Raw genomic sequence first — 20,454 nt, 5'->3', positions numbered from 1 at the left:
TTTCTCCCATGAAAAAAGGCCACCAGCAGGCGACCTCGGGTTGGGCGGTATCCGATGGGATCAGACGCGCTCAAAAATCCCTGCAGCGCCCTGGCCCGTACCCACACACATGGTCACCATGCCGTACTTCAGATTATGGCGACGCAAGGCGTGCACCACTGTCGCGGCCCGGATAGCACCGGTAGCGCCCAGGGGGTGGCCCAGGGCAATGGCACCGCCCATGGGGTTGACCTTGGAAGGGTCCAAACCCAAAGTATTGATAACGGCCAAGGACTGTGCAGCAAAGGCTTCGTTCAGCTCGTACCAGCCGATGTCCTGGCTGTTGATGCCGGCGTAGCGCAGCGCGGCGGGAATGGCCTCGATAGGGCCAATACCCATGATCTCGGGCGGCACGCCGCGTGCGGCGAACGACACAAAACGTGCCAAGGGCGTCAGGCCAAACTGCTTGACCGCCTTTTCGCTGGCCAGGATCAGCGCACCGGCGCCGTCGCTGGTTTGTGAGCTATTGCCGGCGGTGACACTGCCGCGCGCAGCAAACACCGGCTTCAACTTGGCCAGGGCTTCCAGCGTGGTGTCGGGGCGGGGGCCTTCGTCCAGGCTCACGGTGCGGGTCTTGCTCCGCACCTCACCGGTGGCCAGGTCGGGTGTGCGTTCAATCACGTCGAAGGGGGTGATTTCGTCGGTGAATTCACCGGCCTGCTGGGCCTTGACGGCGCGCAGGTGCGACTCCAGCGCAAAGGCATCTTGCATTTCGCGCGAAATTTTCCACTGCTGAGCCACCTTCTCGGCGGTCAGGCCCATGCCGTAGGCGATGCCGATGTTTTCGTCACGCTCGAACACTGCGGGGTTGAACGAGGTCTTGTTGCCACCCATGGGCACCATGCTCATGGACTCGGCTCCACCGGCAATCATCACATCGGCCTCGCCCACGCGGATGCGGTCGGCGGCCATCTGGATCGCGGTCACACCGGAAGCGCAGAAGCGGTTGACGGTGACGCCGCCCACCGGATTGGCAAAGGCCAGACCGGTGGCAATACGGGCCATGTTCATGCCCTGCTCACCCTCAGGGAAAGAGCAGCCAATGATGGCGTCTTCAATCGCCTTGGGGTCCAGCGAAGGCACCTGCAGCATGGCACTGCGGATGGCAGCCACCAGCAGTTCGTCGGGGCGGGTGTTGCGGAAGTAGCCGCGGCCGGAGCGCCCGATGGGCGTGCGGGTGGCAGCAACAATGTAGGCGTCTTGCACTTGTTTCATGGAGTAACTCCTTAACGGTTCTGGGTGGGTCCCGGCATCAGGCCGGAACGCTGCGGGTCTTGGTGGTGGCCGCCTTCTTGGCGGTCGGCACCCAGGCCCAGATGAATTCACACTGGATAGGCTCTTGGCCCGATGCATCGGTCACGGTCACCGGCACGACCACTTCGCCCTTGTCCTGTGTCTGCATCTGCTGGCGCTGTTGGGCGGTCAACTGCGCCACGGCGCGCATGTCGCCCTGGGTGCGGCGTTTGAACTGCACCTTGAGTTCCTTGGCCAGGGGCAGGCAATCGTCGCGCACATTCATGCCGACCACCATGCCGGTGGCCGTTTCGGCCAACAGCGTCATCGCAGCGGCGTGCACGCCCTGGATATGGTTTTGCACCCGGCGCTGGTTGGCAATGCCAATCTCCACCTTCTCAGGCGTCATCACGGCAAAGTCCAGGCGTGCCGTACCGGTAAAAGGCACGGCGCGGCGCAACACGAGGTTGCGCACCAGCGGACGCAGCGGTGCAGGCACCCGGTCCAGTTGGGCCAGCGTGCGTGCCAGGCGGTTGGGACGAGCGGTCGTGGACATATCAGTTGCGCACCGGTTTGCCGGTGGACATCATGCCCATGATGCGTTCCTGCGTCTTCGCGTTGGTCAGCAGCGAGGTAAAGGCCTTGCGCTCCAATGTCATCAGGTATTCTTCGCTGACCAGGGTGCCGGCATCCACCTGGCCGCCACACACCACTTCGGCGATCAGCTTACCGATATGGAAGTCGTGTCCGCTGATGAAACCACCGTCACGCATATTGACCAGCTGTGCCGTGATGGTGGCAATGCCGCTGCGGCCGGCCACCGGGAACAGGCGCTTGTGCGGCGCGCGGTAGCCGCCAGCAAACAAGGCCTTGGCCTCGTTGATGGCGACAAACAGGAGCTCGTCCTTGTGCGGCACGATAACATCGCTGTCCAGCAGGTAGCCCAGCTTGCGGCTTTCCAGCGCGCTGGTGCCCACCTTGGCCATAGCGGCGCCGGTGAAACCTTCAGTCAGGAACGGCAGCAAGTCCTTGGAGGTGGACAGGGCCATGTTCTCGGCCGCTCGGCGGGCGATGTAGGTCAGGCCACCGGCACCGGGAACCAGGCCTACTCCGACTTCCACCAGACCGATGTAACTTTCCATGGCGGCCACGCGGCGGCTGGAATATACGGCCAATTCACATCCGCCACCCAATGCCAGGCCGCGCACCGCAGACACCACCGGCACATTGGAGTAACGCAACTTCAGCATAGCCTGCTGCATCTCCAGCTCGGCGCCGTCGATGGCGGCAGCGCCGCCGATCATGAAAGCGGGCAACATGGACTGCAGATCGGCACCCGCGGAGAACATGTCATCGGGAGACCAGACCACCAGGCCCTTGTAATCCTTCTCGGCCATGTCCAGGCCGGCCAGCAGACCTTCGACCACACCGGGGCCGATGGCATGCATCTTGGTCTTGATGCTGGCGATGACGACTTCATCGTCCAGCGTCCACAGGCGAATCGATTCGTCTTCAAACAGCGTCTTGCCAGCCGTTGTGGCGGAAGGTGCATTCGCACCCAGCACGCTTTCGGGGAAGTGCTGGCGGGCATACACGGGCAGGCTGCGTGGTGCAACAAACTTGCCGGTGGTGGGGTTGAACGAGCCCTCCGGCTGGTGCACACCACCACGCTCCGCGACAGGGCCTTCAAACACCCACTTGGGCAACGGTGCTTTGCACAGCGCCTTGCCCGCATCGATGTCTTCCTGGACCATCTTGGCCACTTCCAGCCAGCCGGCCTCTTGCCACAGCTCGAACGGGCCTTGCTGCATACCAAAGCCCCAGCGCATGCAGAAGTCCACATCACGCGCGTTGTCGGCAATCGATGCCAAATGGATGGCGGCATAGTGGAAGCTGTTGCGCAGAATAGCCCACAGGAACTGCCCCTGCTTGCCCTCGGCATTGCGCAGCAGCTTCAGGCGCTCAGCGGCAGGCTTTTTCAGCATGCGGCCATAGACCTCATCGGCCTTTTCACCGGCAGGCACGTATTCTTTGCTGGCCAGATCAAAGCGCAGCACATCACGGCCGACCTTTTTGAAGAAACCGGCTTTTGTCTTCTGACCCAGGTTGCCCATTTCCAGCAGCGTCTTCAGCACCTCAGGGGTGGCAAAACTGGCGTAGAACGGATCGGTCTCAATGCTCAGCGTGTCCTGCAGCGTCTTGATGACGTGGGCCATGGTGTCCAGACCCACAACGTCGGCGGTACGGAAGGTGCCGCTGGAGGCGCGGCCCAGCTTCTTGCCGGTCAGGTCATCGACCACATCAAAAGTCAGACCAAAGTTTTCGACCTCTTTCATCGTCGTCAACATGCCAGCGATGCCGACGCGGTTAGCGATGAAGTTGGGCGAATCCTTGGCATGAACCACGCCCTTGCCCAGGTTGCTGGTGACAAAAGCTTCCAGATCATCCAGCACCTGCGATTGAGTAGTGGGGGTGTTGATCAGTTCCACCAGTGCCATGTAGCGGGGTGGATTGAAGAAGTGGATGCCGCAGAAGCGTGGCTTGATTTCTTCGGGCAGCGCTTCACTCAGCTTGGTGATCGACAGGCCCGACGTGTTGGACGCCACGATGGCGTGCGGCGCCACAAAGGGTGCGATCTTCTTGTACAGGTCCAGCTTCCAGTCCATGCGTTCGGCAATGGCCTCGATGATCAGGTCACATTCCTTGAGCACATCCATGTGCTCTTCGTAGTTGGCCTGCTGGATCAGCACCGCATCTTCGGCCACACCCAAGGGTGCAGGCTTGAGTTTTTTCAGGCCCTCGACGGCCTTGGTGACGATGCCGTTCTTCGGGCCTTCCTTGGCCGGCAAATCGAACAGCACCACCGGCACCTTGACATTGACCAGATGGGCGGCGATTTGCGCACCCATCACACCGGCGCCGAGCACGGCGACTTTTCTGACTTGGAAACGGGACATGAATATATCTCTCTGAGTAAGAGGTTATTTGGCGCGAACCCAGGTCTGGGTCCGTCCAAAGAAGGCAATGGAGCCGCGCACTTCGAGCTTGGATCCGTTCTCGATAGGGGTCATACGCAAGGCATAGGTTTTGCCGTTTTCAGGATCAAGGATCTTGCCGTCCTCCCACACGTCTTTGCCATCCGCCTTCTTGGCGCCACGGATGATCTCAAGACCAATGAGGGGTTTGTCCTTGCGGTCGTCGGTGCACTCGCGGCACACGTCGTCCTGCTTGGCGTCCTTGCGCAGGAGTTTGGAGATCTTCCCACTCAACACGCCAGCGTTTTCGGTGATCACGATCTCGGACTTCAGTTCCTTGGTTTTGTCATCTACCGAATTCCATACGCCCACAGGCGACATCTGGGCCATGGCCGAGACACTGAAACCAAACACCAGACCTGCAATGACGGTACGCAACATGGGGACTCCTCTATTTTCTTGAATCGAACAAACAATCCGGCAAAACGAACCGGTATCAGGCCAGAGCCAGATCGGTATCCATCAGAACCTTGCTGCCTGCCCGTGCAGTGCGCATCAGCGTTGCGGTTTCAGGGAACAGCTTGCTGAAGTAGAAGCGCGCTGTCTGCAACTTGGCACCATAGAACGGGTCGGTATTGCCCGCTGCGATTTCGCGCAGAGCCACCTGTGCCATGCGGGCCCAGAAGTAGCCAAACACCAGATGGCCTGCCACGCGCAGATAGTCCACCGCAGCAGCGCCCACTTCGTCGGGGTTCTGGAAACCCTTGAAACCAATCTCGGTGGTGAACTTGGTCATCTGGTCACCCAGGATGGCGATGGGGGTGATGAACTCGGCCATCTTTTCGTTGACGCCTTCTTCTTCCACCAGCTTGCCCACCAGCTTGCCGAACTTCTTCAGCGTGGCGCCGTTGTTGCCCAAAATCTTGCGGCCCAGCAGGTCCAGCGACTGGATGGTGTTGGTGCCTTCGTAGATCAGGTTGATGCGGTTGTCGCGGACAAACTGTTCCATGCCCCATTCCTTGATGAAGCCATGGCCGCCAAACACCTGCATGCAGGCATTGGTGGAGATGTGGCCGTTGTCCGTGAGGAAGGCTTTGACGATGGGTGTCAGCATGGACAACATTTCGCCCGAGTCCTTGCGGACTTTTTCGTCCGGGTGGCCGTGTTCTTTTTCCAGCAGCATGGAGCAGAAGGCCTGCAACGCACGGCCACCTTCGGCATAGGCCTTGGCTGTCAGCAGCATCTTGCGCACATCGGGGTGCACGATGATGGGGTCCGCCGCCTTGTCCTTGGCCTTGGGGCCGGACAGGCTGCGCATCTGGATGCGGTCTTTGGCATAGGCCAGCGCATTCTGGAACGCCACTTCGGTCAGGCCCAGGGACTGGTTGCCCACACCCAGGCGGGCGGCGTTCATCATCACGAACATGCCCTGCATGCCCTTGTTGGGCTGGCCGACCATGGTGCCGATGGCATCTTCCATGACGATCTGGGCAGTAGCGTTGGACTTGATGCCCATCTTGTGCTCCAGGCCACCGCAATAGATGCCATTGCGTGAACCCAAAGAACCGTCCTTGTTCACATTGAACTTGGGCACGATGAACAGGCTGACACCCTTGATGCCGGGAGGCGCATCGGGCAGGCGGGCCAACACCAGGTGGATGATGTTGTCGGCCATGTCGTGTTCACCGGCGCTGATGAAGATCTTGTTGCCGGTGATCTTGTAGGTGCCGTCCGCCTGGGGCTCGGCCTTGGTGCGCATCAGGCCCAGGTCGGTACCGCAATGGGGTTCTGTCAGGCACATGGTGCCGGTCCACTCACCACTGGTCATCTTGTGCAGGTAGGTGGCCTTTTGCTCGTCGGTACCGTGCGTGTGCAAGGCAGCATAAGCGCCGTGGGTCAGACCGGGGTACATGGTCCAAGCCTGGTTGGCGCTGTTCAGCATTTCATAAAACATGCTGTTGACAACCAGGGGCAGGCCCTGACCGCCAAACTCGGGGTCGCAACCCAGAGCCGCCCAGCCGCCTTCGATATAGGTCTTGTAAGCTTCCTTGAAACCCTTGGGTGTGGTCACCGCGTGGGTCTTGGTGTCCAGCGTGCAACCCTCGGCGTCACCGGAGATGTTCAACGGGAAGATCACTTCCGAGGCGAACTTGCCGCCTTCTTCCAGCACGGCGTTGATGGTGTCGGCGTCGATCTCGGCGTGTTGCGGGATTTGCTTGAAGTCGTCCACGACCTTGAGGACTTCGTGCATCACAAACTGCATGTCACGCAGGGGTGGGGTGTATGTAGGCATATCGATAACTCCTTGTGGAACAGTGATTCGGAAAAAATCAGGTTGTGGATTTGGAAGTGGATGGGGTCTTGGCACCGTAACGCGCCAGGATGTTTTCAAAGCCTTTGTTGGCACGCTCTATCGAGCCAGGCTTGTTCAGGAAACGGGCTTCGTAATGCAGGGCCAGGATCAGGCCGTGGATCTCGAACGCCATTTGTTCTTCGTCGACATCGGCACGCAGGTCGCCGCAGGCCTTGGCCAGCACGATGGAGCGGTTCATGGCCGCCAGCCAGGTCTGTACGGATGTGGCCAGCGCGTCGCGCACGGGGCCGGGGCGGTCGTCAAACTCGACGGCGCCGCTGATGAAGATGCAGCCGGCCTGGATCTCCTCGGCCACCAGCTTCATCCAGTTGGCAAACAGGGCCTTGACGCGGGGCAGGCCGCGGGGCTGCTCCATGGCCACATAAAACACGTCACGCTCAAACAGCGCGAAATACTGGTGGATGACCGAGATCTGCAGTTCTTCCCGCGAGCCAAAGTGTGCGAAAACACCCGACTTGCTCATATTGGTGGCCTCGGCCAGGGCGCCGATGCTCAGGCCTTCCAGGCCAATCTGGGTGGCCAGGCTCAGCGCGGCATCCACAATGGCCAGCTTGGTTTGCTGGCCCTTTTGCAGGGCACGCCCCGAGGGGGACTTGCCGGCCGCAGAAGCGGCGGCGCGCGCTTCGGCCGGGCGGGCTTTGCGGATCAGCTTGGCGGAGAGTGACGCGATAGATATGGACGCAATGTACTACAAAATAGAACGATCGTGCTATTCTGCATGCATTACACCCCGCGCCGGGAAATTTTTTTGTGGTCTAGAGCCGGTTTTCTAAACCGGGCATGGGTTTACCCCAGCAGCACCCGCAGGCTGGCTTCCAGGTTTTCGGACGGCAGGCGTTTGTAGCCTGAGCGCACAAACCGCTGCAGACGCCCCCCCACAAAAGCCGCCAGCACCGAGGCACGCACCTGCGCGTCCACGGTGGGCGTGGCCGAGGCATCAGACGCGGCACCGTCGCGCAGGCACTGCTTGAGCGTGGCTTCTATCTTGTCGAAGAACTGGTTCATGCGGGCGATCAGGCGTTCGTTCTCAAACACCAGCGCATCCCCCACCATGACGCGGGCCATGCCGGGGTTTTTCTCGGCGAACTGCAGCACCATGGCAATCAGTTTGGCGGCCTGGCGCTGGCCCACATCGGCCGCGCCATCGGCATTTGCCTGCTCACGTTCCACGATCTGGTTGACCAGCGAGAACACGCTTTGTTCGATGAACTCGATCAGGCCTTCAAACATCTGCGCCTTGCTGGCGAAGTGGCGGTACAAGGCCGCCTCACTGACATCGAGCCGGGCCGCCAGTGCGGCGGTGGTGATGCGCTCACCACTGGGCTGCTCCAGCATGCTGGCCAGGGCCTGCAAGATCTGCACCCGGCGCTCGCCGGGCTTGGGGCGTTTGCGGGTGGTGGTGGTGGCGGGCGCAGGCAGCGCGTCGGACGCCTGCCCGGCTGCTGCCTGGTCTTCTAATGGCTCAGGGGACTGGGTAAGGGCGTCTGGCATGGTGCACAAAGCGATGGTGATAAATCATTCTCGCATAGGGGTGGCAAGGGTTAATACGCACACCAATCGACGCTGATTACTGCGCGTCGAACGGATTCAACACCCGAACACCCGTAGGTTCAAAGTGTTTGGTATTGCGCGTGACAACGCTGAGGTTGTGGCATAGCGCGGTTGCAGCGATCAGGTTGTCTATCCCCTTGTTACCGGTCTGCACACACAGCCGCCCCCATAGTTTGGCGATCGCAGGGGTCACCGGCAATATGTACTGTGAGAACTGCAGCTCCAATGCCACCAACCATTGCGCCAGTTCGTCCGCAAACGCGGGATTGTGACCGCGCTGACGTTCAATGCCAGCTTCAATTTCACCAATCGACAAGGCACTTAGGAATGTGGTGCCTTCGGCCTGCGCTTTGAGATAGTTTGTCACATTGGCATTCGGCTTTGTCTTGCGCAACTCCGACAGAACCACGGTATCGAGCAGGATCATGAAAAGTCAATCTCCCGTGGCTGCAGGTCAAGGCGGGGGAACTCTGCGTCCGCTACCGTGCGCTCTTTGGACTGATAAGGCACGGGCGTCTTTGGAATGGCCAGCAAGTGTTCGATCAGGCCCCTGGGTTGCTTGGCGGCCGCATTTCTCTGCAGTGCCTCGAAATCTGCCTCCGACAGCACCACCACGGCTTGTTTTCCACGCCGCGTGACGTGCTGGGGCACGCCACGCATGGCGTTGTCCACCAACTCGCTGAATTGCGCCTTGGCGTCTTGCAGTCGCCAAGCATTTGCTGGCGATAGTGTAGGAGGCGTTTGCATGATATGACTAGTTTATTGAACTAGTTTGATTTTACGAGACTATGCCGGCAAGCTCAACCGCATCCGCAAGCCCCGCCCGCCATGCCCATCCAGCACCTGCAAATGGCTGTGGTGCACGCGGGCGATTTCTTCGGCGATGGCAAGGCCCAGGCCACTGCCCTCACCCTGCGTACCGGTCAGGCGGTAGAAACGCTCCAGCATGCGGGTGCGCTCGGCCACCGGCACGCCGGGGCCGTTGTCTTCCACCTCCAAAAAGGGCTGGGCAGCATCCATGCCGGGCTCCTGCGCCCAGCCGCAGCGCAGGGTGATGGCGCCACCGCGTGGCGTGTAACGGATGGCGTTGTCCAACAGGTTGCCCAGCAGCTCGCGCAGCAGCCATTCGTGGCCGGTCGCATGCACGTCCACGGCTTCCAGCCCCAGATCCATTTCCTTGGCGGATGCGGCGTCCAGGTGGGTTTCCAGCAGCATCTCGCACAGTTGGCGCAGGTCCACCCGCTGCATGGCCTGGGTGTTGGCGCTGCGGGCGTCTGCGCGTGACAGGGCCAGCAGCTGGTTGGCCAGTTGTGAGGTACGGCGCACCGCCTGGCGCAACTTGAAAACCTGGCTTGCTTCCAAAGTGATAGCGATACCTTCAAGTTCTGCGGGGGCTAGATGGCTATTTTCCATATAGACATGTTCGGGGTGGGCCTTGGCTGCGGTGGCCCCCACCGCCTGCGCCCAAGCCTCTACCTGGGCCTGCAGGCCGGCCAGTGGTGTGCGCAACTGGTGGGCTGCGTCTGCCACAAAGCGGCGCTGGCTCTCGGCCTGGGCGTTGACCAGGTCGAACAGGCGGTTCAGCGACAGCACCAGCGGGCGCACCTCGTCGGGCGAACCCTCGGCGTCCAGCGCCGACAGGTCCCGGGGCGAACGGCTCTCCACCGCCTCTTTCAACTCGATCAAGGGGCGCAGTGCCCGGCGCACTGCCCAGTTCACCGCAAAAAAGGCCGCCACCGCCAGCACCAGGTTGGGCAAGCCCACCTTGAGCCACAACAGACGCAGCCACTGCTGGCGCGGGTCCGAGCCGTCGGCCAGGCGCAGCACCAGGTCACCGGCCACGGTGTGCACACGCTGGCTGACGATGCGGTAGGTCACGCCGTCAAACTCCTGGCTGGAAAACTCGGGCTCTCCAGTGGCCGGTGGCATGCCGCTGAGCCAGCTGTCGCCCACCAGAACGCTGCCTTCACGGGCCACAAAGGCATAGGCGGACAGGCTAGGGCGTTGGGCTAAAAAGTCTTCCAGTGGCGGGGCCATCAGCAGCACCGGTGGCGCGTCGTCGGTGGCGCCGCGGGCCACTACAGACGCAGCCATCATGGGCACCATGGCTAGCAGCTGGCGGTCTTGCTCCAGCGCGGCGCTGTCGGCGGATCGAAAGTCAAACCACGTGTTCAGCGCCGCCAGCAGCAGCAGGGGCGCCAGCAGCAACAGCAGCAGCCGCCGCTGCAAACCCGAAGCCATGCCGACTTGCGCAGAAGGCATCACTCAGCGGGTGCAGGTGCTGCAGGGCCAGCTGCCGTGGGCGGGTTCAAAAGCTCCAGCCGGTAACCAAAGCCGCGGATGGAGCGCAGCGCCAGGCCGTGGGGCTCCAGCTTGCCGCGCAGGCGGGAGATGTAGACCTCCACCGCATTGGGCGTGATTTCCTTGTCCCAGCCAGTCAGGGCCTGTAGCAGTTTGTCTTTGTTGGCCGGTTTGGGGGCCTGCAGCATCAGGTATTCCATCACCGTCCATTCGCGCGGGCCCAGCTCGATGGGCTGGCTGGCGCCATCCGGGCTGCGTACGCTGGCCTGGCGTAACGCCGTGTCCAGCTCCAGCGGGCCAAAACTCAGCGTGGCCGAGGTAGCGGCCTGTGAGCGGCGCAAGAGTGCGCGCAGGCGGGCCAACAGCTCGGGCAACTCGAACGGTTTGACCATGTAGTCGTCGCCGCCCATGTCCAGCCCCTGCACCCGGTCTTGCAGGGCGTCACGCGCTGTCAAGATAAGCACCGGCATGGCATGGCCTTCTTTGCGCAGGCTCTGGGTCAGCTCCAGACCGTCCATGCCGGGCAGGCCGATGTCGATGACGGCCAGATCAAAGGCCTCGGAGCGGGTGACCTCCAGCGCACGTTCGGCGCTGCCCACCCAGTCCACCGCGTAGCCCGCGCCCGTCAGCCCCAGCTTGATGCCGCTGGCCACCATGACATCGTCTTCCACCAACAAGAGTCGCATGAAATTGGCCTCCAGCCCTCGTGAAATGGACCTATATCGCTATAACAACAATAGCAATCCTAATGGGATCGGATCATGGTACCAAAGGCCTGGTCGGTCAATATTTCTAGCAGCAACACGTGGGGCACACGCCCGTCGATGATGTGCACCGCGTTGACACCACTCTTGGCAGCGTCCAGCGCACCGGCAATCTTGGGCAACATGCCACCGCTGATGGTGCCGTCGGCAAACAACTCGTCGATGCGCCGCGCGGTCAGGTCGGCCAGCAGCTCGCCGTTTTTGTCCAGCACACCACTGATATTGGTCAGCATCATCAGTTTTTCGGCCTTGAGCACGGTGGCCAGTTTGGCGGCCACCACGTCGGCGTTGATGTTGTAACTCTCGTTGTTCTCGCCAAAACCAATGGGGCTGATGACGGGGATGAAGGCGTCGTCCTGCAGGGCCTTGACCACGCTGGGGTCCACGCTGACGATATCGCCGACCTGCCCCACATCGTGTTCCACATTGGGGTCGGTGTTGTCCAGCATCTTGAGTTTTTGCGCGCGTATCATGCCGCCGTCGCGCCCGGTCAGGCCCACGGCCTTGCCACCGGCCTGGTTGATCAGGCCCACGATGTCCTGCTGCACCTCGCCGCCCAGCACCCACTCCACGACTTCCATGGTTTCGGCGTCGGTCACACGCATGCCCTGGATGAACTCGCCTTTTTTGCCCAGGCGTTTGAGGGCGTTTTCAATCTGGGGGCCGCCGCCGTGCACGACCACCGGGTTGATGCCGACCAGCTTCAAGAGCACCACGTCTTCGGCAAAGTCGGCCTGCAGGGCCGGGTCGGTCATGGCGTTGCCACCGTATTTGATAACCATGGTCTTGCCGTGGTACTTGCGGATGTAGGGCAGGGCCTGGGCCAGGATTTCGGCTTTGTCGCGGGGGGCAATGTGGGTGGTGTCGGACATGGATTGGTGTCGCTCAGTGGGGTTGCAGGGAGATTGACGGGATTGTGCCGCATCGTACGCGTGCGAAGCTGACCGAAAACCGACGACGTTTTTGGCTGCTTGCCCGCAGCAGGCATGGGGCAGCCGTTTTGCTCCGTGTCCCCCGCCCTTCGGGCTCCTCCTTTACCTGCGCAAAACGGCCACCCCAAGCCTGATGCTCGAACCATTGCCTCTGCGCGCGCCGCACGCCAAACTGCGTGTAGCGGTCGGGCAGTGGGTTTTGCGCAGTTAAAGGAGGAGCGCCCAAAGGGCGCGGGGGACACGGAGCAAAACCCGCTACCCGACTGCTACACCCCCACATCAATGCCCCATAGGATGAACGAACGACAAGAACCTAAGCCACCAAATCCCCAGCCTGGGCCTTGAACCGCGCAACCTCCCCCCGCAGCCATTCCAGGAAAGCCGCAACCTGGGGCTTTTCCGACGCACCCGGCGAGTAGGCCAGGTAGTACTGGCTTTCGCATTTAACCGCCACGTCAAACAGGCGCAGCAGGCTGCCCTGGGCAATCTCCTGCTCGGCCACCACATGGCGCACCAGGCCTATGCCCTCGCCATCCAGCGCAGCGCGGATCACAAACGACATGTCCTGGAAGCGCACTCCCCCCGTGGGTTCGGTCATGGCCACTTTGGCCGCCTGCAGCCACGGTGCCCAGGGCTCGTCGGACAACAACAAGCGCGCACCTTTGAGTTGCGCCGGGCTCTTGGGTAACTGGCCGCCCTGGTACCGCGGGCTGGCCACCGGGTAGTAAGAGTCACCCATCAGCAACTCCACCTCCATGCCCGGGTACTGGCCGCTGCCAAAACGGATGCCCACATCGATGCCATCGCGCACCAGGTCTTGCAGTTGGCCGCTGGACTGCAACACCAGCTCGGTATCGGGGTGGGCCTCGATGAACTTGCCCAGGCGCGGCGCCAGCCAGCGGGCGGCAAAAGATGGCAGGCAGGACACGGTCAGCCGCTTCTGCTGGGAGTGGGCCCGCACCTGCTGCACGCCGTCGGCAATGTCCTCAAAGGCGTTGCGAACGGTTTGCGCAAACCGCAGGCCCTGCGGAGTGATGGCCACACGCTTGCCGTTGCGGGTGAACAGGGGCACACCCAGCTCGGCCTCCAGCGCCCGCACCTGGTGGCTGATGGCACCGTGTGTCACGTGGATTTCTTCCGCGGCGCGTGAAAAGTTCTCGTGCCGTGCGGCGGCTTCAAAGGCGCGCAGGGCGGACAGGTTGGGCAAACGGTGCAGGGCGTTCATTCGCAACATCTTAATGTGAGGATAAGTAGCAAGATATGCAAAGTTTTATCGTTTTGCAAACCGGTATCGGCGCCCTACCATTGCCCGCTACTGGAAGCCAAACACCCATGAACCCTGGAATCATTTACGCCACCCTTGCCTACATGGTGTGGGGCCTGTTCCCGCTGTATTTTCGGCAAATCGCCGACGTGCCCGCGCTGGAGGTGGTGATGCACCGCACCGTGTGGTCCCTGCTGTTTGTGGTGCTGCTCCTGCTGGTGCTCAAGCGCTGGGCCTGGATAGGCCAGGTGGTGCGCCAGCCCAAGGTTCTGGGTGCCTTTGCGCTGTCGGCCCTGCTGCTGTCCAGCAACTGGCTGATCTATGTATGGGCGGTGCAAAACCAGCACGTGCTGGACGCCAGCCTGGGTTACTTCATCCTGCCGCTGGTGAACGTTACCTTTGCCTACGCCTTTCTGGGTGAACGCCCGCGCCGCGGCCAGTGGATGGCGGTGGCCTTGGCGGCGCTGGGTGTGGTGTGGCTAACCGTGCAGACCGGGCGGCTGCCCTGGGTGGCGCTGGCGCTTGCCCTGACCTTTGGCTTCTACGGCCTGCTGCGCAAGGTGGCGGTGCTGGGCGCGCTGGAGGGCCTGACGCTGGAAACCATGATGCTGGCGCCGTTTGCGTTGGCCTACCTGGTCTACGGTGTGGCACAGGGTGACAGTGTGCTTCTGCAAGCGAATGCCAGCGCCTTGGGCTGGTTGGCGATTGCCGGGCCGCTGACGGCTATCCCCTTGTTGCTGTTTGCCGCTGGCGCACGCCGCATCCCCATGACCACACTGGGCATACTGCAATACGTATCGCCCAGCATCCTGTTCCTGCTGAGCGTGACCGTGTTCAACGAGTCACTGCAGCTGCCGCGCCTGGTCGGTTTTGCATTGATCTGGGGGGCGCTGGTGGTGTACAGCCTGGAGGGCCTGGTCAATAGCAGGCGCGTGCGCCTGGTGCAGGCCCGCGGCGTGGCCTGACCACTCCGCGTGATGCCGGCCCTTTAGTCTCTTCAGGCCGGTTGGGGTGCGAAACGCTCCAGCACATGCTGGGTCATGCCCTTGGCCAGCTCTTCCTCGCCAAAAAAGACCTTGCCGATGCCATCGTCGCGCAGCATCTGTGACTCGGCCTCGCTGTGGGTGCGCAGCACAATTTCGATGCTGGGGTTGAGCGCGCGTGCGGTGTCCGCCATTTGCCGCACACCCACCGGGTCCGGTGTGGCGATCACCAGCATGGCGGCATGGGCGATGTGGGCCTGGATCAGCACCGCCGGGTCGGCCGCGCTACCCGACACGGCGGCCACACCCTGGCCGCGCAACTGCTCGACCCGTTCGCGGTTTTGCTCCACCACCACATAGGGGATGCCGCGAGCCTCCATGGCCTTGGCAATCCGTTTGCCCACCCGGCCATAACCCACCAGCACCACCTGCCCTTCCAGGTATTTGCGCTCGGTGCTCGTGGGTAGTTCGGCATAAGGGTCTTGCCGCTGCTCCAGGCGACGGGCCAGTTCTGAACGGGCCAAAACCCAGCGCCTGAACGGCTCAATGGCGGCAAACAGCAAGGGGTTCAGCGCAATCGAGATCAGCGCACCGGCAAGCACCAGGCTCATGCCCATGGCGGGCAACAGACCCAGCGATACACCCAGGCCCGCCAAAATGAACGAAAACTCCCCAATTTGCGCCAGGCTGGCCGCCACCGTCAGCGCCGTGTTGATGGGGTAACGCAGGGCCAGCACCAGGGCCGCCGCCACCAGCGCCTTGCCCAGGATGATGATGGCAACCACGGCCAACACCCGCATGGGCTGCTCCACCAGGATGGCGGGCTCAAACAACATGCCCACCGACACAAAAAACAGCACCGAGAAGGCATCGCGCAGGGGCAGTGATTCTTCCGCCGCGCGGTGGCTGAATTCGGACTCGCGCATCACCATGCCGGCAAAAAATGCACCCAGCGCAAACGACACGCTGAACAGGGCCGAGGCGCCGTAGGCAATACCAATCGCCGTGGCGATGACGGCCAGCGTGAACAGCTCGCGTGAACCGGTGCGCGCCACCTGCCACAGTAGCCAGGGCAATGCGCGGCGCCCCACCACCAGCATCAGCGCAATAAAGGCCGCCACCTGCAACAGGGTTTGCCCAATCGCCATCCAGATCGGTTTGGCCTCCGCCACCGGTGCGGTACTGGCACCCGCCACTGCACCACCCAGCACACCCGCCAGCGGTGGCAGCAACACCAGCACCATCACCGTGGCCAGGTCTTCCACCACCAGCCAGCCCACTGCGATGCGCCCATTCATGGTGTCCAGCACACCACGGGCTTCCAGCGCCTTGAGCAACACCACGGTGCTGGCGCAGGAGAGCGACAGACCAAAAACCAGCCCCGCGCCCCAACTCCAGCCCCACCACCAGGCGGTAAGCACCCCAAGCCCGGTCGCCAGCCCCATCTGCACCACGGCACCGGGCACGGCAATCCGTTTGACGGCTAGCAGATCATTGAGTGAAAAATGCAGCCCCACGCCAAACATCAGCAACATAACGCCGATCTCGGACAGCTGCGAGGCGATGTGCACGTCAGCCACAAACCCTGGCGTGGCCGGGCCGATGAGGATGCCCGCCACCAGATACCCTACCAGCGCCGGGATTTTGATGCGTTCAGCAATGAACCCAAACACCAGCGCAACACCAAAGCCCGCGGCAATGGTGGTGATCAGGGAGATGTTGTGGTCCATGGGTGTCCTTAGGGTTTACCTAAGGTTATACCGCCTCCAGCGCAATAAGTTCCGCTACCGTCTGCTTGCGGCGTATCAGGCGGGCATTGCCATTGGCTTCCACCAGCACTTCCGGAATCAGCGGGCGGGTGTTGTAGTTGGAGGACATGGACGCGCCATACGCGCCGGTGTCGTGGATCACCAGCAGGTCTCCCACCTGCGCCACCGGCAGGTCGCGCTGCAACACCACACCACCCTCGCCTTGCGTGAACACATCGCCCGATTCACACAGCGGCCCGGCCACCACGCTGGGCTGCACCTGCCCGGTGGCAGGGGTACCGTCAGCGTGGACGATCTCCATGCCGTGGTGGCTGCCATACATGGAGGGGCGCATCAGGTCGCTGAAACCCGCGTCCACCATCACAAAATGCTGGCTGCCCTGGGCCTTGGTGGCACGCACCTCGGCCACCAACACGCCGGACTCGGCGACCAGGTAACGGCCGGGCTCCAGTTCCAACGCAATGGCATGGCCCATGTCTGCGGCGATCTGTTGGCGGGCAGCGTCCCACAGCGAGAAGTAGTGCGCGGTGTCGATAGGAGCCTCGTCCGCCCGGTAGGGGATGGACAGGCCACCGCCCGCCGACACGGCATGCAAATCCATGCCCTGCGCCTTGACCGTGCGCACCAGGTCCACCATGGCACCACACACCTCTTGCAGATGCCCGTAGTCCACACCCGAACCAATGTGCATGTGCAAGCCCTGCAGCGCCAGGCCATTGCTGCGCACCTTGGCCAGCGCGGCGACCAGATCACCATGCCAGATGCCATGTTTGCTGTGCTCGCCGCCGGTATTGGTCTTGTTGCTGTGACCATGGCCAAAGCCGGGGTTGATGCGCAGCCACACCGGGTGGCCGGGGCTGACGGCACCCAACTGGTCCAGCATGTCGATGGAGCCACAGTTGACGGGAATACCCAGTTCCACCAAACGTGGCAGCGTCGTGCGGTCCAGCAGGTCGGCGGTAAAGACGATTTCGGCATGGCCGTTGTGCAAACCGGGCGTGTAGCCAGCAGCCAACGCACGCTCGACCTCGCCCAACGACACCGCATCCACCATCACGCCGTCAGCTTTCAGCAGGCGCAGCAAGTGGGTATTGGAATTGGCCTTTTGCGCAAAACGCACCACGTCAAACTGGCGCAGCGCCTGGACTTGGCGTTGAATAGTGGCGGCGTCATACACCCACAGCGGTGTGCCGTGTTGTTGAGCCAAAGATGCAAGGGTGGAGGGTGTAAATGGATTCATAGGCTGGATGATCCCAGCCCTAGTCGATTCAATCAATGCCATTTTTGTTAGATATCTATTCAATATGGATATAGTTAGCAAATGCCCCGCCAACCCAAGCCATCTGCATCAACGCCCCCAGGAGCCTGGGCGACTGGGCGTTTTGCGCAGGTAAAGGAGGAGCCCGCACAGCGGGCGGGGGACACGGAGCAAAACGCCCAGTCGCCCAGGCTCCGTGCGCGAACCGACCCAGCCCCGCCCCTAACCCACCGCCAACTTAACCAGTTCCGCGCCATCATGCTGCACGGAAACTTGGGCCGTGCAGCGGACGCGACAGGCTCCAGCCAACCCACCCTCAGCCGCGAACTGGCAAGACTGGAATACGTATTAGGCTTCGCCCTGTTCGACCGCGTACGCGGCCGCCTGCGCCCCACCGCCCGTGCCCTGGCCTTGATGCAGGAGGTAGAACGCTCCTTCATAGGCCTGGAACAGATAGCAGCCCGCGCCCAGGAACTGCGCACCCTCAGCACCGGCCGCCTGCGCCTGGCCTGCCTGCCCGCACTGGCCCACGCACTGGTGCCCCAGGCCCTGCAACACTTCAGCAAAGCCCTGCCCGAGGCCAGTGTGAGCGTGGTGCCGCTGGAATCCCCCTGGCTGGAACAGGCATTAAGCGAACAACGCTTTGATATCGGCCTGGGCGAAACCACCGAGGCGCCCACCGGCGTGGAATTGCGCGCGCTGCTCACCGCCAACGAAGTAGCGGTGTTGCCACCAGGTCACCGCCTGTGCAAGCGCGTCACACTGCAGCCGCAAGACTTTGAATCCGAGCGTTTTGTCAGTCTGGCCGAAGGCGATACCTACCGCCAAGCCATAGACGCCATGTTCCTGCAAGCCGGCGTACAACGCGCCACACGGCTGGAAACCACCAGCGCCGTAGCCGTCTGCGCCATGGTGCAACAGGGCCTGGGTGTGGCCATCGTCAACCCACTGACCGCCGCGGCCATGGCTGGACCCAATCTGGTTGTCAAACCCCTGGCCATGGCCATTCCCTTCAGCGTGGGCCTGCTGCTGCCCCAGGTGGCCACCCCACACCCGCTGCGGGATGCGCTGGTGGACGCCATCACCCAAAGTGCGGCCGGGGCTATCATTGCTTAGCTGCCAGCACAAGCCTGGCATGGACTTTTCCCTATGGCAACCCCCAATACCCCTTCCGACGCCCTCGTCGAATTCCGAAGCTTAAGCTTCAGTTACGAGAACCACCTGGTCCTCGACAACGTGTCTCTGCACATTCCCAAAGGCAAGGTCACGGCGCTGATCGGCCCCATGGGCGCGGGCAAGACCACCACTCTCAAGCTGATGGGCGGCGAGCAAAAAGCGCAATCCGGCGAAATGCTGTTTGATGGCCAAGACGTGGGCCGCATGGACCAGCAGCAGCTCTACGCCGCACGCCGGCGCATGGGCATGCTGTTCCAGTTTGGCGCGTTGTTTGCCGACTCCACGGTGTTTGACAACGTGGCCTTTCCGCTGCGCGAACACACCGACCTGCCCGAGGCCCTGATCCGCGACATCGTGCTGATGAAGCTCAACGCCGTGGGCCTGCGCGGTGCACGTGAACTGTACCCCAGCGAGGTCTCGGGCGGCATGGCGCGGCGCATTGCGCTGGCCCGCGCCATTGCGCTGGACCCCGAGTTGGTGATGTACGACGAGCCTTTCTCGGGCCTGGACCCCATCTCGCTCAAGACCGCGGCCAAGCTGATCCGCCAGCTCAACGACTCCATGGGGCTAACCAGTGTGTTTGTGTCGCACGAGCTGAAAGAAACCCTGGCGATTGCCGACCACGTGATTGTGCTGGCCAATGGCAAGGTCGCCATCGAAGGCACGCCCGACGCGGTGCGTACCAGCACGGACCCCATGGTCCACCAGTATGTGCATGCCCTGCCCGACGGGCCAGTGCGTTTTCACTTCCCCGGGCTGGCGGTGGACGAAGACTTTGCCATGCTGCAAAGCAACACTGAAGTACTACCAAATTAATAGCATCACCCCCATATTTATCGGGGGCTAGAGGCTATTTTTACACCAAGCACCCTGGCGCAGAAAGTGCCTCAGAAACCGCGCACCGGCATGTCTGCGCCGCGTTGTATCCAGTTGGCAGGTGAATAAAGCGTAGTGGCATCCGTCACGTGCAAGGTATATGCATGGCGTGACGCGCTGGAACGGTTGGGGGCGCTGTAGTGCGGCAACAGGCCATGGAATACCACCAGGGCGCCTGCTTCCACTTCCAGCGGAATGGCGGTCGTGGTGTCGGGCCACGGTGTGGCGTCCAGCTTCTGCATGCTGACCTGGTCACCCGCGCGCACAAACCGTTCGCGCAGCGGGCTACGGTGTGCGCCTGGCTGCGTCCACAAACACCCGTTGTGGACCGTCGCGTCTTCCAGCGCAAACCAGAAGGTGGTCACGCTGATAGGAGTGGTCTCAAAAAACGTGGCGTCCTGGTGCCAGCCCACCTCACCGCCGATGCCGGGTTGTTTGAAGATGTACATGGACTGCCAGATCTGGGGCTGCGCAAGGCCCAGGCCCTGGGCCAGCTGTTGCAACTCCGGCCCGCGCGAAAAATCCGAGAACACGGGGTCCACATCGTGCATGGCGTGCCCGATCTTGTTGATGGACAGCGCCTTGGCCTGGCGCAGTTCACCATCGGGCCCGAAGGCCTCTTCTTCAAAGAAACAACTGGTGTTGGTGGCGGAATCCAGGAAATAGCGGTCCACCGAACGCACCTGCTCGTTGGTGGTGAAGATGGTTTTGGTGGCCGGTGGAACAAAGGCGTCCACGAGCTCCCCGGCCCGCTGGCGCAGGGCCTGGATGGCGTCGGGCGACTTGAAATTGGGCAACACGAGGTAGCCGTCGCGTTGGTAGGTGGCTTGTTGTTCAGGTGTCAGCATGGGGTGTCTTTGTGTTGGACGCAGCAGTATAGGCAAGGCCTGCAAGACACCAACGGTTACAAAATGCGCGGGGGCCTCCCCTGCATTTGCGCCGACAAAAGGGTGAAGATA

The 20,454-nt window shown here is 62.1% G+C and carries 19 protein-coding genes; 3 read left to right on the top strand and 16 right to left on the bottom strand.

The annotated features are described in order from the left end of the window. Positions 1-60: 60 nt before the first annotated feature. From HZ993_RS18245 to gcvA, 13 genes are all read right to left on the bottom strand, one after another. Entirely contained in the window at positions 61-1,254 is a 1,194-nt protein-coding gene (locus tag HZ993_RS18245) for an acetyl-CoA C-acyltransferase (RefSeq protein WP_209394145.1), read from the bottom strand. Between the two features lie 37 nt (positions 1,255-1,291). Then, positions 1,292-1,828: a DUF4442 domain-containing protein gene (locus HZ993_RS18240; RefSeq protein WP_209394144.1), complete on the bottom strand. Its 537-nt coding sequence runs from the start codon at positions 1,826-1,828 to the stop codon at positions 1,292-1,294. A gap of 1 nt (position 1,829) precedes the next feature. Then, on the bottom strand, positions 1,830-4,229 hold the full coding sequence (locus HZ993_RS18235) for a 3-hydroxyacyl-CoA dehydrogenase/enoyl-CoA hydratase family protein (RefSeq protein ID WP_209394143.1): 2,400 nt from the start codon (positions 4,227-4,229) through the stop codon (positions 1,830-1,832). A 24-nt stretch (positions 4,230-4,253) separates the two neighbouring features. After that, positions 4,254-4,688 carry a DUF2147 domain-containing protein gene (locus HZ993_RS18230; RefSeq protein ID WP_209394142.1) on the bottom strand — a complete coding sequence of 145 codons (435 nt, stop codon included), beginning with the start codon at positions 4,686-4,688 and terminating at the stop codon, positions 4,254-4,256. A gap of 55 nt (positions 4,689-4,743) precedes the next feature. Beyond that, on the bottom strand, positions 4,744-6,540 hold the full coding sequence (locus tag HZ993_RS18225) for an acyl-CoA dehydrogenase C-terminal domain-containing protein (protein WP_209394141.1): 1,797 nt from the start codon (positions 6,538-6,540) through the stop codon (positions 4,744-4,746). A 37-nt stretch (positions 6,541-6,577) separates the two neighbouring features. Next, positions 6,578-7,267, bottom strand: a complete 690-nt coding sequence (locus tag HZ993_RS18220) for a TetR/AcrR family transcriptional regulator (RefSeq protein WP_209398584.1) — start codon at positions 7,265-7,267, stop codon at positions 6,578-6,580. A gap of 140 nt (positions 7,268-7,407) precedes the next feature. Beyond that, positions 7,408-8,112, bottom strand: coding sequence for a nucleoid occlusion factor SlmA (gene slmA / locus HZ993_RS18215; protein WP_209394140.1), 705 nt, complete (start codon positions 8,110-8,112; stop codon positions 7,408-7,410). Between the two features lie 76 nt (positions 8,113-8,188). After that, the gene (locus HZ993_RS18210) at positions 8,189-8,599 is read right to left on the bottom strand and encodes a type II toxin-antitoxin system VapC family toxin (protein ID WP_209394139.1); all 411 of its coding nucleotides are present in this window, start codon (positions 8,597-8,599) and stop codon (positions 8,189-8,191) included. Continuing rightward, positions 8,596-8,919, bottom strand: coding sequence for a type II toxin-antitoxin system Phd/YefM family antitoxin (locus tag HZ993_RS18205; RefSeq protein WP_209394138.1), 324 nt, complete (start codon positions 8,917-8,919; stop codon positions 8,596-8,598). Before HZ993_RS18205 ends, HZ993_RS18210 begins: the two co-directional genes overlap by 4 nt. 39 nt (positions 8,920-8,958) lie before the next feature. Beyond that, on the bottom strand, positions 8,959-10,413 hold the full coding sequence (locus HZ993_RS18200; protein WP_209398583.1) for a sensor histidine kinase: 1,455 nt from the start codon (positions 10,411-10,413) through the stop codon (positions 8,959-8,961). Between the two features lie 20 nt (positions 10,414-10,433). Then, positions 10,434-11,159 (bottom strand): response regulator transcription factor, encoded by a 726-nt coding sequence (locus HZ993_RS18195; protein WP_209394137.1) that lies wholly within the window; start codon positions 11,157-11,159, stop codon positions 10,434-10,436. A gap of 59 nt (positions 11,160-11,218) precedes the next feature. Further along, the gene (gene argB / locus HZ993_RS18190; protein WP_209394136.1) at positions 11,219-12,109 is read right to left on the bottom strand and encodes an acetylglutamate kinase; all 891 of its coding nucleotides are present in this window, start codon (positions 12,107-12,109) and stop codon (positions 11,219-11,221) included. A 373-nt stretch (positions 12,110-12,482) separates the two neighbouring features. Continuing rightward, positions 12,483-13,394, bottom strand: a complete 912-nt coding sequence (gcvA, locus tag HZ993_RS18185; RefSeq protein ID WP_209394135.1) for a transcriptional regulator GcvA — start codon at positions 13,392-13,394, stop codon at positions 12,483-12,485. Positions 13,395-13,501: 107 nt separating this feature from the next. Between gcvA and rarD the strand changes: the two genes are divergently transcribed. Beyond that, complete coding sequence (rarD, locus tag HZ993_RS18180) at positions 13,502-14,398, top strand: EamA family transporter RarD (RefSeq protein ID WP_209394134.1); 897 nt, start codon at positions 13,502-13,504, stop codon at positions 14,396-14,398. Positions 14,399-14,430: 32 nt separating this feature from the next. Here the strand turns inward: rarD and ybaL are convergent, their stop codons facing one another. Both ybaL and lysA read right to left on the bottom strand, forming a co-directional pair. Beyond that, entirely contained in the window at positions 14,431-16,146 is a 1,716-nt protein-coding gene (ybaL, locus tag HZ993_RS18175) for a YbaL family putative K(+) efflux transporter (RefSeq protein ID WP_209394133.1), read from the bottom strand. A 25-nt stretch (positions 16,147-16,171) separates the two neighbouring features. Next, positions 16,172-17,425, bottom strand: coding sequence for a diaminopimelate decarboxylase (gene lysA, locus HZ993_RS18170; RefSeq protein ID WP_209394132.1), 1,254 nt, complete (start codon positions 17,423-17,425; stop codon positions 16,172-16,174). 276 nt (positions 17,426-17,701) lie between these two features. Here lysA and HZ993_RS18165 point away from each other — a divergent pair, with 276 nt between their 5' ends. Together HZ993_RS18165 and HZ993_RS18160 are read left to right on the top strand one after the other, a co-directional pair. After that, positions 17,702-18,559: a LysR family transcriptional regulator gene (locus HZ993_RS18165; RefSeq protein ID WP_245213683.1), complete on the top strand. Its 858-nt coding sequence runs from the start codon at positions 17,702-17,704 to the stop codon at positions 18,557-18,559. Positions 18,560-18,592: 33 nt separating this feature from the next. Further along, positions 18,593-19,435: an ABC transporter ATP-binding protein gene (locus HZ993_RS18160; RefSeq protein WP_209394130.1), complete on the top strand. Its 843-nt coding sequence runs from the start codon at positions 18,593-18,595 to the stop codon at positions 19,433-19,435. A 71-nt stretch (positions 19,436-19,506) separates the two neighbouring features. Here HZ993_RS18160 and HZ993_RS18155 read toward each other — a convergent pair whose 3' ends face one another. Continuing rightward, positions 19,507-20,343 (bottom strand): phytanoyl-CoA dioxygenase family protein, encoded by an 837-nt coding sequence (locus HZ993_RS18155; protein WP_209394129.1) that lies wholly within the window; start codon positions 20,341-20,343, stop codon positions 19,507-19,509. Positions 20,344-20,454: the final 111 nt, after the last annotated feature.

The sequence above is a fragment of the Rhodoferax sp. AJA081-3 genome, from assembly GCF_017798165.1.
GTDB lineage: Bacteria > Pseudomonadota > Gammaproteobacteria > Burkholderiales > Burkholderiaceae_C > Allorhodoferax.
Note: the sequence above shows the minus strand (reverse complement) of the source record. Positions and strands in the feature narration are given on the sequence as shown.

Bases quoted from the DNA above. Each gene is read 5' to 3' on its own strand.
- HZ993_RS18245 (WP_209394145.1), bottom strand. From the start codon at position 1,254: ATGAAACAAGTGCAAGACGCCTACATTGTTGCTGCCACCCGCACGCCC.
- HZ993_RS18240 (WP_209394144.1), bottom strand. From the start codon at position 1,828: ATGTCCACGACCGCTCGTCCCAACCGCCTGGCACGCACGCTGGCCCAA.
- HZ993_RS18235 (WP_209394143.1), bottom strand. From the start codon at position 4,229: ATGTCCCGTTTCCAAGTCAGAAAAGTCGCCGTGCTCGGCGCCGGTGTG.
- HZ993_RS18230 (WP_209394142.1), bottom strand. From the start codon at position 4,688: ATGTTGCGTACCGTCATTGCAGGTCTGGTGTTTGGTTTCAGTGTCTCG.
- HZ993_RS18225 (WP_209394141.1), bottom strand. From the start codon at position 6,540: ATGCCTACATACACCCCACCCCTGCGTGACATGCAGTTTGTGATGCAC.
- slmA (WP_209394140.1), bottom strand. From the start codon at position 8,112: ATGCCAGACGCCCTTACCCAGTCCCCTGAGCCATTAGAAGACCAGGCA.
- HZ993_RS18210 (WP_209394139.1), bottom strand. From the start codon at position 8,599: ATGATCCTGCTCGATACCGTGGTTCTGTCGGAGTTGCGCAAGACAAAG.
- HZ993_RS18205 (WP_209394138.1), bottom strand. From the start codon at position 8,919: ATGCAAACGCCTCCTACACTATCGCCAGCAAATGCTTGGCGACTGCAA.
- HZ993_RS18200 (WP_209398583.1), bottom strand. From the start codon at position 10,413: ATGGCTTCGGGTTTGCAGCGGCGGCTGCTGCTGTTGCTGCTGGCGCCC.
- HZ993_RS18195 (WP_209394137.1), bottom strand. From the start codon at position 11,159: ATGCGACTCTTGTTGGTGGAAGACGATGTCATGGTGGCCAGCGGCATC.
- argB (WP_209394136.1), bottom strand. From the start codon at position 12,109: ATGTCCGACACCACCCACATTGCCCCCCGCGACAAAGCCGAAATCCTG.
- gcvA (WP_209394135.1), bottom strand. From the start codon at position 13,394: ATGAACGCCCTGCACCGTTTGCCCAACCTGTCCGCCCTGCGCGCCTTT.
- rarD (WP_209394134.1), top strand. From the start codon at position 13,502: ATGAACCCTGGAATCATTTACGCCACCCTTGCCTACATGGTGTGGGGC.
- ybaL (WP_209394133.1), bottom strand. From the start codon at position 16,146: ATGGACCACAACATCTCCCTGATCACCACCATTGCCGCGGGCTTTGGT.
- lysA (WP_209394132.1), bottom strand. From the start codon at position 17,425: ATGAATCCATTTACACCCTCCACCCTTGCATCTTTGGCTCAACAACAC.
- HZ993_RS18165 (WP_245213683.1), top strand. From the start codon at position 17,702: ATGCTGCACGGAAACTTGGGCCGTGCAGCGGACGCGACAGGCTCCAGC.
- HZ993_RS18160 (WP_209394130.1), top strand. From the start codon at position 18,593: ATGGCAACCCCCAATACCCCTTCCGACGCCCTCGTCGAATTCCGAAGC.
- HZ993_RS18155 (WP_209394129.1), bottom strand. From the start codon at position 20,343: ATGCTGACACCTGAACAACAAGCCACCTACCAACGCGACGGCTACCTC.